Annotated in this window: 17 protein-coding genes and 2 tRNA genes; 7 read left to right on the top strand and 12 right to left on the bottom strand. The window is 64.7% G+C overall.

The genetic code is table 11. The features are described 5' to 3' along the window. Nucleotide 1: 1 nt before the first annotated feature. Nucleotides 2-1,102, bottom strand: a complete 1,101-nt coding sequence (locus tag ACO06X_RS17440; protein ID WP_421837449.1) for an ATP-binding protein — start codon at nucleotides 1,100-1,102, stop codon at nucleotides 2-4. Next, nucleotides 1,099-4,809, bottom strand: a complete 3,711-nt coding sequence (locus ACO06X_RS17435) for a DUF4132 domain-containing protein (RefSeq protein WP_421837448.1) — start codon at nucleotides 4,807-4,809, stop codon at nucleotides 1,099-1,101. The genes ACO06X_RS17440 and ACO06X_RS17435 overlap by 4 nt, the downstream gene beginning before the upstream one ends. 274 nt (nucleotides 4,810-5,083) lie before the next feature. Here ACO06X_RS17435 and ACO06X_RS17430 point away from each other — a divergent pair, with 274 nt between their 5' ends. The 5 genes from ACO06X_RS17430 (at nucleotide 5,084) to ACO06X_RS17410 (ending at nucleotide 10,140) form a co-directional block, all read left to right on the top strand. Next, the gene (locus ACO06X_RS17430; RefSeq protein ID WP_421837447.1) at nucleotides 5,084-6,667 is read left to right on the top strand and encodes a DUF4153 domain-containing protein; all 1,584 of its coding nucleotides are present in this window, start codon (nucleotides 5,084-5,086) and stop codon (nucleotides 6,665-6,667) included. Nucleotides 6,668-6,678: 11 nt separating this feature from the next. Then, complete coding sequence (locus tag ACO06X_RS17425; protein ID WP_421837446.1) at nucleotides 6,679-7,389, top strand: response regulator transcription factor; 711 nt, start codon at nucleotides 6,679-6,681, stop codon at nucleotides 7,387-7,389. Beyond that, nucleotides 7,386-8,969: a HAMP domain-containing sensor histidine kinase gene (locus ACO06X_RS17420; RefSeq protein ID WP_421837445.1), complete on the top strand. Its 1,584-nt coding sequence runs from the start codon at nucleotides 7,386-7,388 to the stop codon at nucleotides 8,967-8,969. Before ACO06X_RS17425 ends, ACO06X_RS17420 begins: the two co-directional genes overlap by 4 nt. 143 nt (nucleotides 8,970-9,112) lie before the next feature. Continuing rightward, a tRNA-Thr gene (locus tag ACO06X_RS17415) sits at nucleotides 9,113-9,188 on the top strand. Between the two features lie 466 nt (nucleotides 9,189-9,654). Next, the gene (locus tag ACO06X_RS17410; protein WP_421837444.1) at nucleotides 9,655-10,140 is read left to right on the top strand and encodes a pyridoxamine 5'-phosphate oxidase family protein; all 486 of its coding nucleotides are present in this window, start codon (nucleotides 9,655-9,657) and stop codon (nucleotides 10,138-10,140) included. Between the two features lie 106 nt (nucleotides 10,141-10,246). On the opposite strand, the gene ACO06X_RS17405 is transcribed toward ACO06X_RS17410, so the two are convergent. From ACO06X_RS17405 to ACO06X_RS17385, 5 genes are all read right to left on the bottom strand, one after another. After that, the gene (locus tag ACO06X_RS17405; protein ID WP_421837443.1) at nucleotides 10,247-10,453 is read right to left on the bottom strand and encodes a hypothetical protein; all 207 of its coding nucleotides are present in this window, start codon (nucleotides 10,451-10,453) and stop codon (nucleotides 10,247-10,249) included. Between the two features lie 455 nt (nucleotides 10,454-10,908). Further along, entirely contained in the window at nucleotides 10,909-13,575 is a 2,667-nt protein-coding gene (mobF, locus tag ACO06X_RS17400; protein ID WP_421837442.1) for a MobF family relaxase, read from the bottom strand. Nucleotides 13,576-13,645: 70 nt separating this feature from the next. After that, nucleotides 13,646-14,146, bottom strand: a complete 501-nt coding sequence (locus ACO06X_RS17395) for a DUF262 domain-containing protein (RefSeq protein ID WP_421837441.1) — start codon at nucleotides 14,144-14,146, stop codon at nucleotides 13,646-13,648. A 64-nt stretch (nucleotides 14,147-14,210) separates the two neighbouring features. Further along, a complete protein-coding gene (locus ACO06X_RS17390) occupies nucleotides 14,211-15,851 on the bottom strand; it encodes a tyrosine-type recombinase/integrase (RefSeq protein WP_421837440.1) in 1,641 nt (546 codons plus the stop codon). A gap of 207 nt (nucleotides 15,852-16,058) precedes the next feature. Further along, nucleotides 16,059-16,144, bottom strand: a tRNA-Tyr gene (locus tag ACO06X_RS17385). Between the two features lie 199 nt (nucleotides 16,145-16,343). On the opposite strand from ACO06X_RS17385, the gene rlmB reads away from it, so the two are divergent. Together rlmB and ACO06X_RS17375 are read left to right on the top strand one after the other, a co-directional pair. Beyond that, nucleotides 16,344-17,168 carry a 23S rRNA (guanosine(2251)-2'-O)-methyltransferase RlmB gene (rlmB, locus tag ACO06X_RS17380; protein ID WP_298169349.1) on the top strand — a complete coding sequence of 275 codons (825 nt, stop codon included), beginning with the start codon at nucleotides 16,344-16,346 and terminating at the stop codon, nucleotides 17,166-17,168. A gap of 40 nt (nucleotides 17,169-17,208) precedes the next feature. Beyond that, nucleotides 17,209-18,108 (top strand): hypothetical protein, encoded by a 900-nt coding sequence (locus ACO06X_RS17375; RefSeq protein ID WP_421837439.1) that lies wholly within the window; start codon nucleotides 17,209-17,211, stop codon nucleotides 18,106-18,108. A gap of 98 nt (nucleotides 18,109-18,206) precedes the next feature. Here the strand turns inward: ACO06X_RS17375 and ACO06X_RS17370 are convergent, their stop codons facing one another. From ACO06X_RS17370 to ACO06X_RS17350, 5 genes are all read right to left on the bottom strand, one after another. Beyond that, nucleotides 18,207-18,479 (bottom strand): HU family DNA-binding protein, encoded by a 273-nt coding sequence (locus tag ACO06X_RS17370; protein ID WP_054121870.1) that lies wholly within the window; start codon nucleotides 18,477-18,479, stop codon nucleotides 18,207-18,209. A 258-nt stretch (nucleotides 18,480-18,737) separates the two neighbouring features. Continuing rightward, nucleotides 18,738-21,143 (bottom strand): endopeptidase La, encoded by a 2,406-nt coding sequence (lon, locus tag ACO06X_RS17365; protein ID WP_421837438.1) that lies wholly within the window; start codon nucleotides 21,141-21,143, stop codon nucleotides 18,738-18,740. 194 nt (nucleotides 21,144-21,337) lie between these two features. After that, a complete protein-coding gene (locus ACO06X_RS17360; protein ID WP_421837437.1) occupies nucleotides 21,338-22,369 on the bottom strand; it encodes an MlaA family lipoprotein in 1,032 nt (343 codons plus the stop codon). 165 nt (nucleotides 22,370-22,534) lie between these two features. Beyond that, nucleotides 22,535-22,870 carry a YbaB/EbfC family nucleoid-associated protein gene (locus ACO06X_RS17355; protein WP_292948216.1) on the bottom strand — a complete coding sequence of 112 codons (336 nt, stop codon included), beginning with the start codon at nucleotides 22,868-22,870 and terminating at the stop codon, nucleotides 22,535-22,537. Then, nucleotides 22,867-24,705 carry a DNA polymerase III subunit gamma/tau gene (locus tag ACO06X_RS17350; protein ID WP_421837436.1) on the bottom strand — a complete coding sequence of 613 codons (1,839 nt, stop codon included), beginning with the start codon at nucleotides 24,703-24,705 and terminating at the stop codon, nucleotides 22,867-22,869. The genes ACO06X_RS17355 and ACO06X_RS17350 overlap by 4 nt, the downstream gene beginning before the upstream one ends. Nucleotides 24,706-24,782 lie beyond the last annotated feature (77 nt).

Raw genomic sequence — 24,782 nt, 5'->3', positions numbered from 1 at the left:
CTCACCCCAGCTTGAGCGACCGCGCCGCCTGATAGAACTCCTTCCACACCCCGGAACGACCGGCGCGCTCCTTCACGATATGATCGACATAGGCGCGCAGGCGTTTGCCATCCTCCGGCGAATCCTTGAGCACCACGCCCTGGATCTGCCGCGCGACATGCATGCCCGAAAGCCGACCATCATCGAGGTAAACCGCCTCCAGCGCGGCGGCGTGGAGCACGTTGACCGCCTCGGCGGTGGACATGACCGCATCGGGCCGGTTGAGGTTCACGCCTTCAGCCGTGCGCCCCGTGCGCAGGTCCTGGAAGGTGCGCACCAGCAGATCGGCCACTTCCCGTTCGCCGCGCACGACGATGCCCGCCGGTTCCAGCCGCTCGGCCAGCTGCTTCAGCACAAGTTCGCGCTCGAAATCGGGGTCGCTGATCGGATGCACCGTCTCGAAATTGAAGCGGCGCTTGAGCGCGCTGGAGATTTCGTGGACGCCGCGATCGCGCAAGTTGGCGGTGGCGATCACGTTGAAGCCGGGCGCGGCCATGCTCACCGCATCGGGGCCGAGTTCGGGCAGGGCCAGTGCCTTTTCCGAAAGGATCGAAATCAGCGCGTCCTGCACTTCGGGCGGGCAGCGGGTGATTTCCTCGAAGCGCACGATCCGGCCGGTGCGCATGGCGTTGAGCACGGGCGATGGCACCAGCGCGCGCTCGCTTGGCCCCTCGGCCAGCAGCAGCGCATAGTTCCAGCCGTAGCGGATATGATCCTCGGTCGTTCCCGCCGATCCCTGCACCACCAGCGCCGACGTGCCGCTAATGGCAGCGGCGAGCAGTTCGGAGAGCAGCGATTTGGCGGTGCCCGGCTCCCCCACCAGCATCAGCCCCTGCTGGCTCATCAGGCTGACGATGGCGCGGTCGGCCAGCGGATCATCGCCATAGAACTTGCGCGCGATGCCCAGCCGGGAATCCCCGAGCAGGAACTTGCGCACCGCACGCGGCGAAAGCCGCCAGCCGGCTGGGCGCGGATTCTTCGCATCGTCCGCCGCAAGCTGGGCCAATTCGGCGGCATAGCGCTGCTCGGCCGGTCTGCGGATCGCCTCGGTCTGCTCGGTCATGCGTAGGCCTTCTTCTTCCACAGCACATCGAAGCCGGTGCCTTTGGCGGCAATATCATGATAGTCGCGCCAGCATTCGGCGAGCAGGACCGGCGGCACATCGCCCAGCGCCACGGCATTGCCGCCCGCGCCTGACCCGCGCAGCTTGCGAAAAGCCAGCGATTGCAGCGCGGCGGGGCGGTTTTCTTCGGGCAAAGGGCTGCCGGTGAACTCGATTTCCACCTGCAGGCCGGCTTCGCGATAGGCCTTCTCGTAAGTCATGAACCAGCCGCCATCCTGTGCCTGGCCGCGCTGCCAGCCCAGCTTGCCCGCCGCGCCGCGCAGCTTGAACGTCTCGATCATCCAGCCCTCGCGGTCGGTGATTTCGCGCGCACTCGCTTGCCCGGGGTCCAGCTGCGGCAGATCGCGGCCCAGCTGGTCAAACGGCGATTGCACCGCATAATCCGCCAGGTGCCCGCGCCATGCGGCGATAGCTGCGGCATCGAGCAGCGAGGAATGCGCAAGCCGGATCTCGGCAAAGGCGGCAAGATCGACATCACCGTCTTCCGGATCGGTATAGCTGCCATCGCCCAGCGGGCGGAACAGCGCCGCCGGTTGCGCTTGGTGATCAAGGCCCTGCCAGATGAGCCGCGCGGCGATGCGCCCGACGATGGAATGACCGGCGATGAAGCTCTCCCAATCCTCGCGCGGCCAGCTGCGCTGCAGGCACATGGCTTCCTTCATCCGCTCGGTCTGCGCGGCGATGACCTGCTTGGTTTCCTTGCGTGCGTTGGAAAGCAGCTTCTTGGCCGTTTCCACCGCCGGGCGTTCCTCGTCGATGCGGGGGCCGGGCAGCGCCTTCACCTCGCGCCCATCGGCGTTGAACAGCACCAGTGCATCCTGCTCGTCGAGCCGCGCGGTGTAGGTTCGCCCTTCCCCGCAATCGAGTTCCAGCACGCCGTCCGCATCGAAGCCGGCAGTGGGCACGGTGCGATCGGCCAGCTGCGCTGCGGACCAGCCGTTCCGATCGGCAATCGCATCGATCAACGCGGCAGCATGGGCCTGCACGCTCTTCTGCTTCGAACGGTTGGACGCCGCGAGCACCACTTGCAGCGCCGCGCTGCTGCCGTTGGCGGCAAGCGCTTCGAGCAGTGCCTTGGCCTGCGAGACGCGCGCGCCATGGTCCTTGAGGAAGGCGCGCACGCGCTGCGCCGCATCGGCACCGTTCACCCGCGCGCAGAGCGCGAGGATGCCCTTGCTGTCCGCCGCGCTGCCCAGATAGGTCGATGCCATCCCCGCCTTGAGCCGCGCGAAGACCACGGCGCGATCGGTGGGGAAGTAGTCGGCGCTCTGCGGCCAGCGCTTGGCATTGGCGATGTTCTGCTTGAGCACGGCATCGACATGCGCGGCGGCATGGGCATTGGCCTCCTCGTCGCTCGGCGTGCGGGTGTCTTCGTCGATCCACGTGGTCAGCACCATCCAGCCCAGCTTGTGCGCATCGCCGGGGGCAAGCCGGTCGAGCCACAGCGACATCAGCGCATTGCCGCCAGGCTGCTTGAGCTTGCCCGCGAGGAGCACCCACCAGCGCGGCAGCAGGGGATCGACCAGTTCCCCGCTATCCCACCGCAGCTGCGGCAACCGGTCGAACGGGAACCAATCGAGCGCCTTGATCTTGAGCTTCGCGATGCCGGCCCGCGCCTCCTTGAGCATCACGTCCTGCGCGAAGAACTCGGAAACGTCCTCACCCAGCCGCTCCAGCGCGGAAATCATCGCGGCGCGGGCGAGATCGCTCTTGTCCTTGGCAAGGGCGCGGCGGATCGCCTGCACTTCCCCGCGCTCGCCGCGCCGGGCGAGCCAGTCTGCCGCCTGCGCGCGCACGTCCTGCCGCCCGTCTTCCAACTGCCGCGCGATGGCCTCGCCCAGCCCCGGCGTCCCCGCCAGCAGCGCCCGCGCCGGGGTGCGCACATGGCTGGAGGTATCGCTGGCAAGGATCAGCAGACGTGATCGGTAGCGCGCGGGCAGCTTGGGGAAATGGCCGAGCAGTTCGAGCCCGACGGTGAGCCGCATCGGGCTGCCGCCAGATTGCGGGACCATGCCCAGCGCCTCGTCAAGCATCGCCAGCCGTTCGGCCAGCAAGGGCCATAGTGACACCTCGATGTCCGGCTGCGGCCAGTACCAGCGCTGCGTGAGATGGTCGGCGATGAAGTCCTGCCCTCCGTTCGCCAGCCACACATAATAGAACGTGCGGATATCGAGCCCGCCAGCCATCCGCCGCTGGACCGCAGCCCCCGCCTGACCGGCCCAGCCATTGAACAGGCTATAGAAATGCCGATTGGACGAACCGAGCACGAGGCGCACCAGATGGTGCAGCGACACGCGCGGATCATCAAGGAACTGATCGATGGCCGGATGGCGGAGCTGATGAAAGTTCAGCCAGCCCAATTGGCTCTGGTTGGTGCTGATGGGGTGCGTGCTTTCCGCCAGCTTCGCGATCCGTTCCAGCGCGCTGCGATCGACAGGGGAATACTGCTTGGACCAGTGCCACTTGTTGTTTTCGGCTTCCTCCTTGCCCTTGGCCAGCAAGCGGTTGAACTCGTCCGCTGCGGGAGCAAGCACAGCCAGCGCGCTCCGGTCGAACGGCGTCGCCCCCGGACCGGGCTCGGCGGGAGGCAGCGCAACCCAGGTGCCATCGACGGCGGTATAGCCCTCAGCACCGTCCGGCCGGAGCGGGGCCGCGTCGGCCGTGGCGCCCGGCGCGGGCGGTGCCCCGGCAGTACGGTCAAACGCTGCGATCACCTTGGCCGATGTCTCACCCTCACGCAGGCGGGCCAGTGTCGGCGCGGCGTGATCGCCCAGCGTCAGGGCGGCGACTTCGACCAGTTCGGCCCGCGCACCCGGCGCCGCAGCGGCAAAGCGTTCGGTGATACAGGCCGCGAGTGCTCCGCCGTGGCTTCCGGTCAGCGCCTGCCGCGCCGCGGTGCGCACCTTTTTCGATGTGCTAATTGCCGCTTCCACCAGCACGGGCAGATAGATCCCTTGCAGACCCACGCGGCCGATGGTGGCGATCACTTCAGCCCGCACATCCGCACCCGCGTCCACCAGCGCGGCACCGACTGCGGCAGTCTTGTCCCTCAGCATCTGCTCGACCCCGGCGAACCGGTCCACCGAACTGTTGGAGCCATACTGCGCCGCATCGCGGCAAAACACGATATCGAGCACCGCCCCGAACCCGAGCTCCCCGGCCTTGACGAGTTCCTCGAGCGTTTCGACCGGCTGGTTCTTGCGCCCTTGCCCGAGCCACTGGGTCACTACATGCCGCAGCCAGTCCGGCGATTTCTTCGTGCCGAAGTAGCCCCATTCGTAAGTGATGGGATCAAGCGCGGCCAGAACCTCGCCCAGCCGCATCATCTGGTCCACGCGCCAGTCCGCCAGCTTGGTGAACAGGCCGCCCTCATCCCGGATCGGATAGATCCTGTGGCGCGACCGCCAGGCCTGTTGCAGCACGCTGCCTTGCAGTTTCAGCACGATCGAGGTTTGCTCCCCGACGCAGACATAAGCCGCGATTTGCTGCGGAATGCTTCGCTCCCGCTTGCCAAGGTCCGCGAAAAACTTCTCCAGCTTGAAAATGGGAGCCTGCCCGACGCCCTCTCCGGACGCCTTGTAGACAAGACCAAGCGAAGTCTTGAACCGGTCCCAGATCCCCAACGCCACGGCTTCCTCCCGCCCCATGCGCACGGCGCCTGAAACGGGCGGGCACCATGCAATAATCCAACCAATCCGGAAGTTTGGCAGCGTCCGACGGGTCGGCGATATTCTTCGCACGGAGCGGCCTGCCGTCAAGCGATCTTGCTTGGCCGCCCGCCGCAATTCGCCGCCTGCGCTTCGCGCGGCAGGACGTCTGCATATTTTCTGCAAGCGAACCTGATCGGGATTGCACGCCGCGCGCAGGCAGACCTCCGCGCCCCCGGCCCATTCCCCGGATATCGATGGAATGGAGCACAGCATGGTTGGCTTGCAACGCAGGGGAAGTTTCCTGTTCAAACTCGGCGGAGCGTTCGGCGCTGCCGCGTTCATGGATGCCACGCTGTTCAGCTGGGAGGTAGGCTGGATGGCATTTGCGGCGCTGCAACTCCTGCTGCTCGTGCTCGCAGCTGCCGCGCGCCCTGCCATTCTGCGCCGCCCGGCGGCCCGGACCAGCTTCGCCCTTGCCGGGATCGCCGCGCTGGCCATGATCATCGATCCGGGTCTGCTCGCCTGGTGCCTTTTCTGGCTCTTCGCCGGCCTCGGCACGCTGATGCCGGCAGCGGCGCGCTTCGGCGATGCCTGGGGCTGGAGCCAGCGGCTGATCCTGCACGCGCTCCGCGCCGGGATCGCCCCCTTGCTCGATCTGCGCCGCCTGATCCGCGTCAGCCCCCGACGCGGGCGGGGACAGCTGCGCCGCGCGCTGCCCCAGCTTGTGCTCCCCCTCATCGGCAGCGGCGTGATCCTTGGCCTGTTCGCCTCGGCCAATCCGGTGATCGAGAACTGGTTCGATCAGGCCTTGGCGCTGACCCCGCCGGACGACTGGTTCGTCCGCTTCCCGCTCGGCGCGGTGTGGTTCACCATGGCCTGGAGCCTGCTGCGCCCGCGCATGAGTCGGCGCGTGCTCGGCACCTTCGATGGCCGGGGCGATCTGGCCCTGCCCGGAGTCACGCCCGCCTCGGTCCAGCTCTCGCTGATCGCGTTCAACGCCCTGTTCGCCCTGCAAAATGCGATGGACCTGCTTTGGCTGTGGGGCCTCGCTCCCCTGCCCAAGGGCATGACGCTGGCAGAATACGCCCACCGCGGTGCCTATCCGCTGGTCGTCACCGCGCTGCTTGCAGCCGGCTTCGTGCTCGTGGCGCTGCGCCCCGGCTCCACCACTGCCACCATGCCGCTGGTGCGCCGCCTCGTCATCGTGTGGATCGCGCAGAACGTCCTGCTCGTAGGCAATGCCGCCCTGCGCACGATGGACTACATCGCCGCCTACTCGCTGACGGAGTTGCGCATCGCCGCGCTGCTCTGGATGGCGCTCGTGGCGCTGGGCCTTGCGCTCGTGATGTGGCGCCTGCTGCGCGGCAAGAGCGCCGCCTGGCTGATCAACACCAACGCAGCCGCAGCGCTCGCCGTGCTGCTGGGCTGCAGCTTCGTCGATCTCAACTCGGTGGCCGCGCGCTACAACATCGCCCATGCCCGCGAAGTCGGCGGCGGCGGCGCTGCGCTCGATATCTGCCATCTGCAGGGCATGGGCGTCTCCGCCCTCACCGCGCTGGCGCAGCTGGAGCAGCGCCCAGCGCCGGAGCCCATCCACCTGTGGGCACAGCTGCTGCGCGAAAATGCGCAGGCTCGGCTGACCCGCGATCTCGCCGAATACCGCTGGAGCGTGCTGGGCGCCCTGCGCCTCGCCGAAGTGCGCGCGACCTTGCGCAAGGATGCGCTCAACCCCGCAGATCACGGCTGGATCGATTGCACGCACCGCGATGTCACCGAACTGCGCGGTGCCCTCGGGCTCGAACCTGCCATCCCCGCACCCGCCGCACCCGCATTGACCCGGCCCGCGAAGCCATGAAAGATCAGCCGATGACCGGTACCGCCCCCCGCAAGGTTCTCCTTGTCGATGATGATCCGCATATCCGCCAGGTGCTGGCCTTCGCCTTCGCCAAGGCGGGCATGAGCACCGAGGAAGCGATCGACGGCGAAGCGGCACTCGCCAGCGTGGCCGCCGCCCTGCCCGATCTGGTCGTGCTCGATATCAACATGCCGCGCATGGACGGGCTCGAAGTCTGCCGCCGATTGCGCGCGATGGACTGCGCCGTGCCGATCCTGTTCCTCTCCTCGCGCGATGAGGAGATCGACCGCGTGCTGGGGATCGAACTGGGCGCCGATGATTATGTCGTCAAACCCTTCTCGCCCCGCGAAGTGGTCGCGCGGGCCGGTGCCATCCTCCGCCGCGCTGCACCTGCGCTCCCGAAGGCAGCTGGCACGGACATGACGCACGGCCTGCTGCGGATCGACACCGCCGGCTGGCAGGCCTTCTGGCAGGATCAGGAAGTCGCGCTCACCGTCACCGAGTTCTCGCTGCTGGTGGCGCTGGCGGCGGCCGGCAACCGCATCCTCTCGCGCGACGCACTGATCGACCGGCTCCACGGCCCGGGCTTTGCCGTCACCGATCGCACGATCGATAGCCACATCCGCAACCTGCGGCGCAAGTTCACCCAATGCGGCGCGCCGGACGTGGTCGAAACCCGCGCCGGCATCGGCTACCGGCTCGGGCCATGCCGGGGGGAATGAAGCGGCTGATCGCGCGCTTCTGGCCGGTGCTGCGGCTGCGCTCGATCATGTTCCTTCTCCTGCTTGTCGTGGCCGCACTGCCGGGCGTCGCGGCCATAGGGCTCAGGGTCTACGAGAACGCGCTGGTCCGCCGCACCGAAGCGGAGCTGATCGCGCAGGGCAGCGCACTGGCGGCGAGCACTGCGCTCGGCTTCGCCGGGGACGCGGCATCTGCGGCGATCCGCCGGGCCGCAGACCCGCGCGACTACGATGATCGCACCATCTCGACCAGCATCGACCTGCGCACGAGTCCCGTGCTCGGCGAACGCCCTGATCCGGTGCCGACCGCGCTGAAGCCTGATGCCGCCGCCGCAGACATGGCAAAAGTCTGGTCACCCGTGATCGATCAGACCCGTCAGATCACGCTCGCCTCGATCATGCTGCTCGATCGGCACGGCGTGGTGCTCAACGGCCGCGATGCGGGAAAGTCGCTGGCCGCGCTCCCCGAAGTGCGCACGGCGCTGGCCGGCAGCCCCGTGACCACGCTTCGCCATAACGGGTCGTATACCCGGTCCTCCGCGCTCGAATGGATCAGCCGCGCAACCGACATCCGGCTGCATCATGCCCGCCCGATCTTCGCGAATGGCCACGTCGTCGGGGTCATCCTGCTGTCCCGATCGCCGCGCGCGCTATTTCGCGGCATGTACGAAGACCGGGGCAAGATCGCGGCGGGCACGGCGGCGATCTTCCTGTTCCTCATGGCGATCACCGCAGCCCTTGGCCGCACGATCGTGCGCCCGCTCGAAGCGCTCAGCCGCGCGACGCGCGCGCTCGCCGAAGGCCGCCGCGCCGCCCCGCCCCAGCCCACGCTGCGGGTGCAGGAGATCGACAGCCTGATCCGGGATTTCGCCACGATGGCCGCCGCAATCGAAGTGCGCTCGCACTACCTGCGCGATTTCGCCACCGCGCTGGCGCACGAATTCAAGACCCCGCTCACCGGCCTTTCCGGCGGAATCGAGCTGCTGCAGGACCACGGCTCGGCGATGTCGGAGGAGGAATACGCGGGCTTCCTCGCCAACATGGCCGCCGATACCCAGCGCCTCAACCGGCTTATCTCGCGCCTGCTCGATCTCGCCAAGGCCGACATGCAGCGCCCTCTCGAAGGCGCCACGTGCGATCTGGCCGACGTGCTCGTCCGCATCGCGGACGGGCTCGGCACAGCGGGCTTCACCATCGACACCGCCGCTGCGCGCATTCCGGCCCGGCTGCGCATCGATGGATCGGCATTTGAAACCGCCCTCACCACCCTGATCGACAATGCCCGCGCGGCCGGCGCTGGCCAGGTCACTCTCGCCGCAACCCTGGTCGACCCCCATTTGCAGCTCACGGTCAGCGACAACGGCAGCGGCATCGCGCCGAACGACCGGCCCCGCATCTTCGAACCCTTCTTCACCAGCAAGCGCGCCCAGGGCGGAACCGGCCTCGGCCTGCCCATCGCCCGCGCACTGATCGAAGGAAACGGCGGCTCACTTACTCTGCGGGACAAAAGCGACGGCACATGCTTCCTGCTGATTGTGCCCTGCTGGCCCCCGGGCCCATAAGGCAGCGCCCCTGCCACCATGCGCGTCCCGGCGACCGGAAGGCACAATTTGGCCGCGATCACGCGAACTCTGCTCCAAACCCACGAAATGCCATTGCCTAGAGCCCAGCCTCTGGCTAAAGCGCGCGCCTGCCCAAGAGGCAAGCCGCTTTAGCTCAGTCGGTAGAGCACATCATTCGTAATGATGGGGTCAGGTGTTCGAATCACCTAAGCGGCACCATTTCCTGCGTCGCCAATGTCCGCGTGCGGTTGAAAAAGCCCCGGAAATCTTCCCAAAAATGGACTGGTTCAGGCAGAGGCTTCCGCATTGATCCGCCTGCATCCAGACGCATTTGGGGGCCTTTGGGAAGCCGATTTCAGGTGCCCCAACCCCTATTTCAGAGGCTTTGATCCGTTCGCTGAAGTCCCGCGAAAAGTCCTATAAAGTGGCGGATGAGAACGAGCTTTATCTGCATATCACCCACTCGCGCGGGCGACTCTGGAAACTCAGATTTCGCGCATCGACGTGCCTCGAGAGGAAACTGTCGCTCGGTGATAACTTTAGCCATGTAAATCGGAGAATGGAAAAGTACATGAAACGCCGCGCTTGCTTAGCCGATCAAGCTTGCATTGGCTCCGCAATGATTGCGGCGGAACCGCCGGGTGACTTGGCACGTTTAGCCTGAGAACAATGCTGGAGCATCCCCATGGCGACACCTGATGAACTCAAAGCCAAATTCTGGAGCGCAATCGCGAGCGATCGCACGATGATGGTCGGAGTGGATGGCGCCGAAGGAGGCCATGCGCGCCCGATGACTGCGCAGTTCGAGGGCGATCGCAGCCCGATTTGGTTTTTCGGGGCGAAAGACAGTCAGCTGGTGCAGCTTCTCGGCAGCAGCAGCAGATCTGCCTCCGCGACCTTTACGGCAAAAGGGCACGATCTCTTCGCAGCCGTTCGCGGCACATTGGTTCTCGACAGCGACCCTGCGGCGATAGACCGGCTGTGGAACGCGCATGTTGCCGCTTGGTACCAAGGCAAAGACGACCCCAAGCTTGCATTGCTGCGGCTGGATGCTGACGAGGCCGAGATCTGGCTGGACGGGTCGAGCCTGATCGCGAGCATCAAGATCTTGCTTGGGCATGACCCGAAGCAAGACTATGCCGGCAATGTCGCCACTGTCGCGCTCGATTGAAGTACGAGGGCCGGCACGATCGGTTCGACTTGCTGGGCACCTCAATTCCGCATCGGCGGCCCGCACAGCGCTGCAATGCCGGCCGCCGATGTAAGTACGAAAGCTGTCAGTTGATCGTGCCGCTCAGATAACGATCATACTGCTGATGATATTGCTCGCAGAACTGGGCTTCGATCTCGCGGTGATGATCGAGGATCTGGAACAGCCAGTCCCCCGGTTCGACCATGTTTTCGGCTTTGGCGCGGGCGGCGAGCCGGTCATCCTCGCTCTCAGGCGGTGTGATCGCTGCAATTGCCTTATCAAGAATAGACATGAACATTCTCCTTGTGCGCGGCGCAAGGGGAAGCGCCATTTCAACAACGCAGACATCTTGTCGGGGTTCCCGCCGATTGTGCTGATGCCCGAAAGTCTGGCTGTCGGAAGCTTCGCACTGCCCAGTCCGATGGCTTGCTGCTTGCAAATCTGTGCGGTGTCATGTGGAATGCGGAGTCGAGAGAGATGCCCCGAATGCCAGAATGCCGGCGGGGGCTCTGCGGCTCAACATGGAACGGCTGGTGGTGGAAGGGCTTGTATCGAACTACTGGAATAAAATTTTGATTTAAAATCAATCTTTTTCGAAGATCGATTTTACCCCCACATTTACCCCCACATTTTTTCGACCTTAGTAATTGAAATTATTACCGAAGTTTGAGTTCGAATCAACGTATGCGGACGCATTAAATCGTCTACGGACGCATTGCCAGCCATCTTTGACACAAAATTCCTTGGTCAAATCCCCATCTCGAACGGCACCACCTTGGTGATCGTGCGCTCAAGCTCGCGCTTGTTTTCGACATCCTGCTGTCGTGCTATGTCCTGGGGCTTACTCGCCGCCTGCCCCTTGGCTGCCGCAGCACCTAGGCGCTCAGTCACCTCAAGCGCTGAAGTCTTGTCACCGGGGTTGCGGCCGATCCCCATTTCGACCTTGTCGCGACTGTCGACGATCAGGGTAAGCTCATCGCGCAGACGGGTGATCGTCACGAGGAAGTTGCGAGCCGAGAGCAGCCTGCGTGTCCGGCTGTCCATGACGGCGATGCCTTTGTCGGAGGTCAGGCCCTGCGCCATGTGGGCGTTGAGCGCGTAGGCAAGATCAATCCGCGCCAGCATCGGATCGTCAGCCTCAAGCTTGTGGTCCATTCCAGCTGATGTGCGTACAGTGAGGCCATTATCCGCAATCGCGGTAACATTAGCCCTGTCGGCGTTGATCAGCCCGCGCTGATGATCATTGGCGGTCCAGCGGACGGTGTCGCCGGTGTAGATGGTCAGCGCCTTTCGCTCGAGAAGCTGGAGGGCTTGGTTGTCCCCCTTCGCCCCGATGCGTGAAGGCAGGAACGTTTGCCGGTAGCCATCGACCCCTCGCAGCTCGACTGCGCCCTTAGCGGCATCCACCTTCAGAACATCATACCGCCCCTTCGCCAGGTTCTGCCGCGACTGCCGCGCCGCCACCTCCAGCACCATGCCCGGCGCGTAAGTCCGTACTTGCCGCAACTCCTCCCGCGTCGCGTTGACGCGGGATAGAACAGTGAGGGTCATCTTGTCCGGTCCGATCTCACCATTGGCGGCGAGCCCGGTCTGCACAGCCACGTTGACCTCGTCGCGCAACTGTCGCCCGGGGACATAGATTCCGGTGCGCTCCCGCTCGGCAGGAGGAAGCGATAACCAGCGCTCCGCAGCGACGACTGCACTGTTCTCGCTGACCTCGACGATATGCTCCTTGAGGTGCTCCATCGCCTCGCCGGGCCGCCCCTGCTGCGCCGCGTCCTGAGCAAGTTTGAGCGTCTCAGATCGCGCCCTCAGGTTAGTGTCCATCCGCGCCGTTTCGGTGCCAGCTGCAATCGCCAGTGCGAAGGGCTTGCCCGCCTCGACCGCGCCAAGTTGCTTCGGATCACCCATCAGGACCAAGCGGTCCACCTCTAGCAGATTGGCGAGCCTGACCAGTCTGTCCTGATCGCGTGTCGAGACCATCGAAGCTTCATCGAGAACGAGCACCGTATCGCGATACGCGGTGCGCGCTTCGGCTATTTCCACTATGCTCGCCGTCCCATCTAGCAGCGCCCGGTGCTGCCCCAGGAACCGATGCAAAGTCATCGACGGGATCCCGGTATCGCGCTCCAGCGTGCGCACCAGCGTATTCTGCACGCCAAGCCCGATCACGCGCTTGCCGTTCTCGGCAAGGATCTGCGCGGCAGGTCGGAGCAGAGTGGATTTGCCGGCACCCGCCACACCCTGCACGGCAACAATGCGGCTCGTCGATGACAGGATCATCCGCCCCGCCGCTTCCTGCCCGGCGTTGAGCTTCATGCCGAAGTTCAGGCTGGCCGAAGCCTGCAACTGAGGCCCGGCTTCTTCGCTCGACAGGATCGGAGCGACGGCGCCTTTACCCTTCTCGATTTCAGCCAGCATGCTGCTTTCCAGACCGACGGCATCGGTGGTGGTGAGCCAGCCTTGCATGGCACCGCGCCCCTTGCTGAGCGCACCTTGGGCGGTCAGCTGACCGATGCGCTTCTCGATCAGCGGCATGGTGGTCGGCAGCGCAAGATCGAGTGCAGCCTTGGCGAGATCGGTCGCTTTGAACGCTGCTTCGCGCTCTGACAAATGCCGTACAGCAGAGGCGACAGCATGGGCCGCCGCAATCTCCTGCGCGGGCCGCAGATGGATGCGCGCGGGGACGAGCGGGTCCCCTTCCCTGATCCCCAACCGCTCCGCCAGTTCGAGCACCATGACCTTGCCGCGCTGCGCAATCGAGGGACGATCCTGCGATGCCCTTCGGTCGGCGATGGCCATCGTGTTCGACCGCTCGCGCGCATCGCGAACCATGCCGACGAGGTCGAGGCCAAGCCCCCAGGCACGCTCCTGCCATTGCGTCAGGAGGGCATCGCGATCGACACCTTGCTCTTTTGCAGAGCGCGTCGCCAGCGTTGCGATCACGCCAGCTTCAAGCCCGCTGCCACGCCGGGCTTCGAGCACTTCCTGCCGCCGCGTGGAGAAGGCCATGACCGCCTCACGGTCGATCCCGGCGGCCTCGAAGTTGCCATGCTGGCCGACCTCGCCGACGGCGTAGCCGAGCTTCTCAACCTCAACCCGGAAGCGCGCCATGGTCATCGCATTGAGCAGCGTATTGAGCTGCCAGAGCCGATCATTGCGGAGCGCTTTCCAGGTCCCGTCCTTGCCCTGCGTCATGTTGGCAACGACCGCATGGAAGTGGAGATTGGGCTCCTGATTGCGATTGGTGTCGTGCTGGAACAGCGCTACGGTCAGGTTGTCGGTCTGGACCTGGTGCTCCTTGCCGGATTGCTCGACGCGCATGACAGCCGCGTTCTTTTCTGCCCACTGGAGCGTCTCGATCACGGCCTCGCGGTAGGCATCAACGATACGCTGAAGTGCCTCAAACCTCAAGCGCAAACCCGCCATCGCTTAGGCGCTGGAACAAGTGGGGCGCCTCTGCGGCTTCACCCTCTTTCTAGCGTTACCGCCAGGCTGAAGGGCGTGGACATGGTCCTCGTCGCCAATATTTGCGAGGGTATCGGAGAAGGGTCTTTCCTTTAAACGCCAGCAGGTTCAGCCTCAGCGTGCGCTTGGGGAATGCGTCAGGATTGGTCCACCACTTGCTCGGCAGCTTCATTGCCATTGAGCCGCGAAGCCCGATGTTCAGCGCCGTCAGGCGCTGCTGACCATCGAGGACGGCCGTTACCGTCTGATTGTGGAGCGTCGGTAGCTCTGGGCAATGCGCAGCGTCCCGCTGGTGATAGTGCAGGACGAAATCGTAGAATTTGAACTTTCCACTGGTCTCTGGCTTGACCGTCCAGAACAGGAAAGTGCCGAAGGGATAGCCCTGCATCAGGCTGTCGAACAATCGCTCGATCTGCTCCGGCTTCCACACGAACTCGCGCTGGATGGCAGGGAGCACGTAGGACTTGTGCTGGATCTTCTCCAGCGCCGCTGCGATCGTGCCTCCTGGCTTGTACATTCAGTGCCCCATCCTGTTCATTGGTATCCAACTGCCTCGCCCGGCCATCTTCCAGAAACCAGCTCTAAGCCTCTTTCGCCAACACAGTGTCATATCCGCCGATCCGGGTCAGTCCATCGTGGCTGTCGATCCCGGTGTAACGCAGCGACGCGTCCTCATACCGGCGGAAGGCAAACACGGCGGCATTCATCCGTTCGGTGTTGAACACCTTCAAATCGACCAGAAGGTTGAAATCGCTCACGGTCAGTCCAGTAACGGTGCGGAACAGCTCGGGCTCGATCTTCGTGATCACGTCCACGAGTGTGTTCTCGCGGAAGTCAGTCAGATACATGAAGGCCGGGATACGGGTCGCGAACTTGATGAGCTTCTCCTGCACCTTCTTGCGCAGCGATTTGTACTCCTTCTCCTCCGCAGTCAGCTCCCTCTTTTCCTTCTCGGAGAGATCAGCATCCTTGGCCTTCTTCTTGAGATCCTTGATCTTCTCGCTCTTGTTGATGATCGTCTCGATCACGTTGTCACCAAGCGCGCGCCAGCCCTCTATCCGCTCGACCGCTTCCATGGCCTCCTTGTTCGACAGCACGCGGCGATCCTTCGTGCCAAGATATGTCGTACGTCGGTACGCAGCTTGCACGGCATCAGGCGTCTTGTGTGCCAGCGCTGCCTCAACAACAGCATCTGGAACGCCCTCGTTGGCAGCCCAGTCGGTAAACGTAGAGCGAAAGCCATGAACATGGAGGGGTTCGCTCATGTCGCGCAGCACCTTGAGGAGTGACATGTCTGACAATGGCTTTCCGCCAACTCCCGGAAAGACAACATTGGTACCTGCCTGACGCAAAGCGTTAGCCTTGGCCAGAACCGCCATTGCTTCATCGCAAAGCGGGACCATGTGCGCCTTCGAGCGCTTCATGTGCTCGGCGGGAATGGTCCACAGCTTTCCATCGAGGTCAAACTCATCCCAAGTCGCAAGCCGGACTTCCTGGGAGCGGGTTGCCGTGAGGATCAACAACTCCAACGCCAGTCGCCCATAGGTAGGCTTTCGGCGCAGCGCGACGAGAAAACTCGGCAACTCGACGTAGGGCATCGCCTTGCGATTCTCGCGCTGCTTGATCTGCTTCGGCAGACCGCGTCCGGCCTTTAGGCTGCCACTTCCCGAAGGTGCCTCCGTCGAGCGCCAGCCCTTGGCGTGCGCGTAGTCCAGCACGGTACAGATCCTGTTTCGCACGTGCCGGGCCGTATCGGGGATATCCTGCCAGATCGGGCTCAGCACCGAGATGATATCTGCGGACGTTATGCTGCCGGTCGGCTTCTTGCCCAGCTTCGGGAACACGTAGTTCTCGAGGCTCGCTAGCCATTGGCGCTTGTAGATCGCACTCTTCCAAGAAGCTTCATTCTCGTGGTGATACTGCAATGCGGCCTCGCGGAAGGTCACCTTGGCCGCAGCCTCGTCTTTCTTTTCGGCAAGGACGTCGCGCTTATCGACTTTAGCGACCTTGCGAAGCTCGCTTGCTCGCATGCGTGCGTCTGCAAGCGAAACAAGTTTCGCGCTGCCTAGCCCGATGTCCTGACGCTTGCCATCGCGCTGTAGACGCAGAAGCCAATAGGCACCGCCTCGCTTGTCGATCTTCAGAAACAACCCATCGCCGTCCTGGTAGGTTCCCGGAGTCGACATGGCTGACTTGACCGCAAGAGCTGTGAGATTGCCCACGATTTACCCCCACATTCTCTCCCCACACATCGGGGAAGCAAAAGTGTGGAGGTAAGTCATTCACCCCCACGTTACCCCCACATTACCCCCACACTTGAGCTTGGCTGCACGCAAATCAGTGTGGCGTCATGCGGACGGTAAATGCGAGAATATGCCCAGAATTACTGGACTTCTAGGGCTTTTTGGGGATCTCTGTGGAGAGGCTGGTGGTGGACAGGGCTAGATTCGAACTAGCGTACGCTTGCGCGGGCAGATTTACAGTCTGCTGCCTTTAACCACTCGGCCACCTGTCCACACCAGTGCTGCCGGTCCGGAAGCGAGCTTCCGATTGTGCGCTGCCCCTTCGTGAAAAAGGGCGGCTCCGGCCGAGTGAGGCGCCCCTTTGGCGAAGCGCCGCGCGCCTGTCAATGGCTCAACTGTCAATAGCCTTGCCTGTCAATCGGGTGGCTGGCATGGGCCGTGCGATATCTTGCAAGCATGGAAAGCCGAGCAATGGCCAAGCGCGATGAAAACACGAACCGCAGCAAGCCGATGCGTGGGCGCGCCGGGCGGATGCAGGGTGGGCGCGGCTCCGGCCGGGCCTCGACAGGCGCGGTGCGGCTGTGGGGCCGCCATGCGGTCGAGGCGGCGCTGACGAACCCGCTGCGAAGCGCCAAGAAGCTGTGGGGCACGCGTGAGGCGATCCAGTCGCTGCTCGACGACAATGATGCCGAACTGCCCCCCTCGCTCCCGGTCGAATATGCGCAGGCCGCGGATCTTGCTCGCCTTGTCGCGCGCGATGCGCCGCACCAGGGTCTTGTGCTCGATTGCCTCGCGCTCGACGATGTCGCGCTGGTCGATGTGCTCGACGAGGCGGAGGGCCGCACGCTCGTCCTGCTCGATTCGGTTACCGATCCGCACAACGTCGGTGCGATCCTCAGAAGCTGCGCGGCGTTCGGTGCCGCCGCGCTGATCACGCAGGATCGCCATGCACCGCCCGAATCCGGCACGATCGCCAAGTCCGCCTCGGGCGCACTGGAAATCGTGCCTTGGGTGCGCGTCGTCAATCTCGCCCGCGCGCTCGAACAGATTGCCGAAGCGGGCTACTGGCGCATCGGTCTTGATGGCGATGGCAGCGCGGTGTTTCCTTCTGCGGTCCCTGCCGGCCCGGTCGCGCTGGTCCTCGGCGCAGAAGGCGAAGGGCTGCGCCAGAATGTCGCGCAGCACTGCGATGCGATCGCACGGCTGCCGATTGTTTCCGCGATAGAAAGCCTGAATGTATCGAATGCGGCAGCGATTGCGCTCTATGCTGTCGCGACTCGGGGCGAGACCGACTGACCCAGCCGGCCCTCACCCTTCGCGCAAAGGGGGATGAGCCATGAAATCCAATCGCAGGATCGCCGCTGTGTTCGGCGCCACCACCGCACTTCTGCTCCTTGCCGGGTGCATGGTGCTGCCCGGCAAGTTCGCCAGCGATCTTTTGCTGCGCGGCGACGGGACCTTCACGTTCCACTACAAGGGCGAGATCATTCTGGCGGCGCTGGCGCAGGGCAGCAAAAGTGCCAAAGCGGAACCAATTCCAGCCGAACCCTTCGAGCAGCAGCCCTGCACAGATCCGAGAACCGACGAGACGCATGATTGCACTGCGGCCGAGATCGAGCAGCAACGCGCGAAGTGGAACGACGAGCAAAAGGAACGCAAGGCTGCCAAGGCCAACGAGGACGCGCAGAGCCGCAAGATGATGCAGGCGTTCATGGGTGGCATCGATCCTGATGACCCCAAGGCCGCTGCGGCCTTTGCGCAGCGCCTCGCGCGGCAGGAGGGCTATGCTTCCGTGATCAGCACGGGCGGCGGCAAGTTCGAGGTGGACTATACCGCGAGCGGGCGGCTCGACCACGATTTCACCTTCCCCACGATCGAGCGCCTGCCGATGGTCATGCCGTTCGTCTCGCTGATCCGCCGCGCCGATGGGAGCGTGCGGGTCGATGCCCCGGCCTTCAGCACGGCGGCAGCCAATCCGGTCATGCCGGGGCTTGGCGCGATGGCCGGAGCAATGGGAGAAATGAAGGTAGGCGCGAAGCCCGGAGCGAAGGCGGGTGCTGAAGGCCCACCGATCGCCGAGGGCACGTTCACCGTGCGCACCGACGGCCAGATCCTCGCCAACAACACCGATGAGGGGCCGCAGGCAGAAAGCGCGGGCGGCCTCTCGCGGCTCGACTGGAAGGTCGATGCGCGCACCGCAACCGCGCCCACCGCGCTGATCAAGCTCGCGAAGTAGACGCAAAACCAAAAACGCCGCTCCGGCATCCCGGCGCGGCGTTTTTGGTGGGTTGTGCGCGTGGCCTGCGGAGCCCTGCGCAAATACCGATGTCCGGCTTAGTTGACTGCGTCCTTCAGGCCCTTGCCGGCCTTGAACTTCGGCTGGGCCGAAGCCTTGATCGACATCGGTTCACCCGTGCGCGGATTGCGGCCCGTGGAGGCCTTGCGCTTGGCGACCGAGAACGTGCCAAAACCAACGAGACGTACTTCATCACCCTTGGCCAGCGCAGAGGTCACGCTGTCGAAAACGGCTTCAACCGCCTTCGTCGCGTCACCTTTCGAAAGACCGCTCGCATCGGCCACAGCGCTGATCAGATCGTTCTTGTTCATTGCGAAACCCCCATTGGTTTTTATGCAAACACCGACTGCCTGAATCGAAATTCTGGTTGCGCGAAGAGAGCCGAGAAAGAATCGGCTGTCAAAGCCAAAAACGCCCGGAATCGCCGAAAAAACGCCGGAATCTGGCCCATTCAGGATGAGTGAAGCCGCCCCCTCTGATTGGAAGATAGGGGCGGCCTCCTCAAAGGTTAATGCTGCAGTGCGAGTGTGCAGCATCACAATTCATGCCGCATCGCAGCAATAGTGTGATCAGTGCGCGGTAGGCACCGCCGCCCCGCCGGTGAGGGCAGGTGCCGGCCCTGCCGCAACTTCGTCGGCTTCGGTCCATTCGATAGCCTCGGTCGGCGCCACCAGCGCACGCGCCAGCACCTCGTCGACATGGCTCACGGGGATGATCTCCAGCCCTTCGCGGATATTGGCCGGGATCTCGACGAGGTCCTTGCGGTTCTCTTCGGGGATCAGCACCGTCGTGATGCCACCGCGCATGGCGGCGAGCAGCTTTTCCTTGAGCCCGCCAATTGCCAGCACCCGGCCACGCAGGGTGACCTCGCCGGTCATCGCCACATCGGCGCGGACCGGGATGCCGGTGAGGGTGGAGACCATCGCCGTCACCATGCCCACGCCCGCACTCGGCCCGTCCTTGGGCACCGCGCCCTCGGGCAAGTGGATGTGGAGGTCCTTGCGATTGAAGATCGAAGGCTTGATCCCGTATTGCGGCCCACGCGCCTTGACGAAGCTGAACGCCATCTGGACGCTCTCGCTCATCACCTCGCCGAGCTTGCCGGTGGTCTTGACCGCACCCTTGCCGGGCACCGTCACGCTTTCGATCGTCAACAGTTCGCCGCCCACTTCGGTCCAGGCCAGACCCGTCACCGCGCCGACCTGGTTTTCATCGTCCGACATGCCGTGGCGGAACTTGCGCACCCCGGCGAAGTCGGCAAGGTTTTCAGGCGTGACGGTGACGGCCGTGTCCTTCTTCTCAAGGATCCGCCGCAGCGCCTTGCGCGCCAGCCGCGCGATCTCGCGCTCCAGCGTGCGCACGCCCGCCTCGCGGGTGTAGTAGCGGATGAGGTCGCGCAGCGCCGCCGGCTCCAACGTGAACTCGCCCTTCTTGAGCCCGTGCGCCTCGATCTGCTTGGCGATCAGGTGCCGCTCCGCGATCTCGACCTTCTCGTCCTCGGTATAGCCCTCAAGCCGGATGATCTCCATCCGGTCGAGCAGCGCCTGCGGCAGGTTGAGGCTGTTTGCAGTGCACACGAACATCACGTCCGAGAGGTCGATATCGAGCTCGAGGTAATGATCCTGGAACTTTGCGTTCTGCTCCGGGTCAAGCACCTCGAGCAGCGCCGAGGCGGGATCGCCGCGGAAGTCCTGGCCCAGCTTGTCGATCTCGTCGAGCAGGAACAGCGGGTTCGACGTGCCGGTCTTCTTGAGATTGGTCACGATCTTGCCCGGCAGCGAGCCGATGTAGGTGCGCCGGTGGCCGCGAATCTCCGCCTCATCGCGCACGCCGCCCAGCGACTGGCGCACGAACTGGCGCCCGGTCGCCTTGGCGATGGACTTGCCCAGCGAGGTCTTGCCCACGCCCGGCGGGCCAACGAGGCACAGGATCGGCCCCTTCAGCTTGTTGGTGCGCGCCTGCACCGCAAGATACTCGATGATGCGGTCCTTGACCTTGTCGAGCGCATAGTGATCGGCATCGAGCACCGCCTGCGCGGCCGCGATGTCTTTCTTGAGCTTCGACTTCTTGCCCCAGGGCAGGCCGAGCAGCACATCGAGGTAGTTGCGGATAACGGTCGCTTCCGCGCTCATCGGCTGCATGGTCTTGAGCTTCTTGAGCTCCGCCGTCGCCTTGGCGCGCGCTTCCTTCGAGAGCTTCATCGTCTCGATCTTTTCGGCCAGCTCGGCGATCTCGTTGCCTTCGCCGTCATCGCCGCCGCCCAGCTCCGACTGGATCGCCTTCAGCTGCTCGTTGAGGTAGTACTCGCGCTGGGTCTTTTCCATCTGGCGCTTCACGCGGCCACGGATCTTGCGCTCGACTTGCAGCACGCCAAGCTCGCCCTCCATGAACGAGAGCACCATCTCGAGCCGCTTCAAGGGATCGCCCTCGGCCAGCACGGCCTGCTTTTCTGCCACGCGTGCGGCAAGGTTCGCCGCGACCGCATCGGCCAGCTTCCCGGCATCCTCGATATCACCGAGCTGCGAACCGGCATCCTGCGGCAGCTTCTTGGAAAGCTTGGCATATTCGCCGAACTGCTCGACCACCGAGCGCATCGTGCCGGCAATTTCGGGACCGGAGACTTCGGCAGGCTCCACCACCTCGACTTCGGCCAGCACCAGTTCGCCTTCGTTGGCGGTCTGGACTGTCAGCGCCTTGAGTTCGGCGCGCTGCTGCCCTTCGACGAGCACGCGCACGGTTCCATCGGGAAGCTTGAGCAGCTGGAGCACGGTGGCGACCACGCCGGTGTCATACAGGTCATCGCGGTCCGGATCGTCGCAGCCCGGATCGAGCTGGGCGAGCAGGAAGATTTCCTTCGAGCCCGCCATGGCCACCTCGAGCGCGGAGACCGACTTCTCGCGGCCGACGAACAGCGGCACGACCATACCGGGAAACACGACAATGTCGCGCAGGGGAAGCAAGGGATACTGTGTCATATCTTCAATTCCATTCGCCCTGCCGCTGGGAGAGAGAACGGCAGGTTCTCTTGAAAGTGAATATGGGAGCCCACCCCCCTGCCCGCAATGGCCCGTTGTGCCGGGGTTGTGGATGAGGGGGCGTGAGGCCGCCTCGTCTCCATTCCCGAAACGCTGTGATCACGTCCGCACAAAGCAGATGCACCACCGCCCCCTCAGGAAAGTGGCTGCACCACCGGCTGCGAGATGAACACGGGCGGCGGAGGTGGCGCCGGCGCGGCGGGCGGCGCAGACGGTGCTGGCTCGGCAGCTGGCGCCGCCGGTTGCGCTTCTGTCACGGCCGCGTCCGCCGCCGCGTCATCCTGCTCGATCACCCGCTGCTCTGCCGCCGACACCGGAGCAGCCGCCGCGCCCACTGGCCGCGCGAACGGGCCATAGCGGGTCTGGCCCTTCGCGAGCGGCCCGCGCCCGTGCAGGGCTTCGATCTGATCGAAGCGCGATTGCAGGTAGACCCGTCGATAAGTCGAATAGGGATCGGCCGCCTTGCGCAGCCGCGTGAAATCCGCGTCCGCTTCATTGCGATAATCGAGCGAGTCCACGATGTTGATCGGGATCGCATACCAGGCCTTGTTGAACGGCGCGCCCACCGCCAGCGGAAGCGCCAGCCTGTCCACGACAAGGCCGAACAGGTCGCGCACGGTCGTCGGCCCGACCAGCGGGAGGAAGAGATAGGGCCCCGGCCCCACGCCGTAGTAGCCCAGCACATTGGCAAGGCCGTTCTGGCGATAGGGCAGGTTGAACGGCTTGCTGCGTGCCACGTCGATCGTGCCGCCAAGGCCTATCGTCGAATTGATGCCGAACCGCCCAACGGTCTCGATCGCCTTGCCGGGCTTGATTTCGAGCAGGAACGCAATGGCCACCACCGGCTCACGCAAGTTGCGGATGAAGTTGCGCAGGGCCATGCGCGCGGGCCGTGGCACCGCCGTTTCATAGCCTTTCGCCACCGGCCCGACGAAGGCATCGTCCACCGATTGCAGCACATCGTAGCTCTTCTCGTTGACCTTCGCGAGCGGGTCTTCCGACGGCGCCTTGATCGAGCCGGACACGACGATTTCGCCCGGCAGCGGGGGAAGCTCGTCCGGCTTGGTGGTGGGAGGCCTGGTAGCCGGCGGCGCAGCGGGCTGGCTTGGCGCCGCAGCCACAGCAGCAGCGACCGGTTGGACATCGGCAGGCGGGGCACTCGCCATCACGGCGGCAGCAAGCAGGACAAATGCGCTCAGGGGGAAACGACCTTTATGGGGAACACCGGCCAGAACCGGCGACCCGTTCCAATTTTCATGAACATTCGATATAGCGCCTGTGTCCCCCGGGCGCCAGACCACCGCGCGCACGGCGCGCGGCAGAGCGCCCGCTCAGAACGGCAGCTTGAAGCCCGGCGGGATGCCCGCCGCCATCTGCACCTTCTGCATTTCCTCCGCGGCGGCGGCATCGGCCCGCTGGCGGCAATCATTGAAAGCAGCCGCGATCAGGTCTTCGAGAATGCCTTTCTCGGCCTTGTCCATCAGGCTGTCGTCGATCGCCACGCCGATCACGCGGCCCTTGGCCGAAGCCTTGATGCGGACGAGCCCGCCACCGGCCACGCCCTCAACCTCGATCTGGTCTAGCTTGCCTTGCGCGTCTTCCATCTGCTTCTGGATGGTCTGGGCGGCGGCCTGCGCGGCCTGGATCATCTCTTCCATCGACTTCATGCGCGTTTGCTCCAAGGTTTCCGTGTTTGCGCCGATATAGCGCTTTCATCGATCATTTCAGCCCCCGGAAATGCAGCGAATGCGGCGCGCACCAGAGGGTCTTCGCGCAAGGCCGCCTCTTCAAGCGCTGCTGCGGCGGCCCGCGCTTCCTCAAGGCTCGGCATCGCGCCGGCCAGATCGGCACTGCGCTCCACCCGCCAGGACCCGCCGGTTGCGCCCTCCAGCCCGCGCCGCATATCGGTCGTCGGATCGCCCGGAATGCCCGGTGCCAGCGCATAGACAAGGTGGCCCGGCGCGAGCGAAACCACCCGCACCGAAAGCCGCATGGCAGAGCCGATCAGCGGCGAGATCTGCTCGACCTGCTCGACCAGATGGGCCCATTGACCTGAAATTCGGGCGGCAATCGCCTCTGCACTCGGCGGTGCAGCGGCAACCGGCGCGGACGAACCAGCCGCAGATGCCGCCGTCTGCATTGCTGGCGGATTGGCCGCAAAGGCCTCAAGTTGCTTGATCAACCCGCCCGGATCGGGAAGGTCAGCCGCGTGCATCACACGCAGCAGCGCCATCTGGGCCGCCACCAGCGGATCAGGCGCGCCGCGCACTTCGTCATAACCCTTGAGCAGCAGCTGCCACAGCCGATGCAGCGCCCCCGCGCCGAGCCGCTTGGCCCAGCCTTCCAGCGCCTCGCGCTCTTCGGTCGACCGCGCATCCGCCGCGCCCGAAATCTGAGTCACCGTCACCTTGTGAACGAGATCAAGCTGCGCGCGCATCATCGCGGTCGGCTCGATCCCCAGCGCAAACTGGCTTGCCACTTCCTCAAGCACGCCGTCGCCCTTGCCGCCGATCATGGCGCTGAACAGGCGGCGCTGCATGGTCTTGTCGGCCAGGCCCAGCATCTCGCGCACTTGCGCAGCCGTAACTTCACCGCCGCCCGCCATATCGGCATGGCTGATCGCCTGATCGAGGATCGAGAGCCCGTCGCGCACCGAGCCTTCCGCCGCCGCCGCGATCATCGCCAGCGCCTCTTCCTCGGCCGAAACGCTTTCCGCCTCGCACACCTTGCCGAAGTGCGCCGCAAGCACCGGCGTCTGGATGCGGCGCAGGTCAAACCGCTGGCAACGCGAAAGCACCGTCACCGGCAGCTTGTCCACCTCGGTCGTCGCGAAGAGGAACTTCACGTGCGCGGGGGGCTCCTCCAGCGTCTTGAGCAGCGCGTTGAACGCGTTGCGGCTGAGCATGTGGACTTCGTCGATGATGTAGATCTTGTAGCGCGCCGAAACCGCCGCATAGCGCACCGCCTCGATAATCTCGCGCACGTCGTCGACACCGGTGTGGCTCGCGGCGTCCATCTCGATCACGTCGATATGCCGCCCTTCGGCAATCGCCACGCAGGGCTCGCAAACCCCGCAAGGATCGATCGTCGGCCCGCCCTGCCCATCCGCGCCGATGCAGTTGAGCGCCTTCGCGATGAGGCGCGCGGTCGATGTCTTGCCCACCCCGCGCACGCCGGTCATCAGAAAGGCATGCGCCAGCCGCCCGCGCCGGATCGCATTGCCCAGTGTCTGGACCATCGCGTCCTGCCCGATCAGCTCGGCAAAGGTCTGCGGGCGATACTTGCGCGCCAGCACGCGATAGGGCTGGCCGGAAGGCGCGGGTGCTGGCGGCGCAACCGGCGGCGCGGCGCGCTCCTCGCGCACCACAGGCGCGGCAGGTGCAGGCACCGGATCGCCGAACATCGAGGCCTGCCCCGCCGCCTCAAGCTCCGCCGCCGAGGGACCTTCGTCCTCGGGCTCATCGGCCATCGGCGCGCCAAACATGTCGGTGGAATCGACCATGACCCCTGATTAGGCCCTCTTGCCGCGATTGTCGAAGCCCCCTGCCCCAACTCTCCGGGGATTGACAGACAGGTTGC

The organism is Novosphingobium sp. (assembly GCF_965229225.1).
In the GTDB taxonomy this organism is placed as follows: Bacteria; Pseudomonadota; Alphaproteobacteria; order Sphingomonadales; family Sphingomonadaceae; genus Novosphingobium.
The sequence above is the reverse complement of the archived record's forward strand: the minus strand, read 5'-3'. Positions and strand labels throughout refer to the sequence as shown.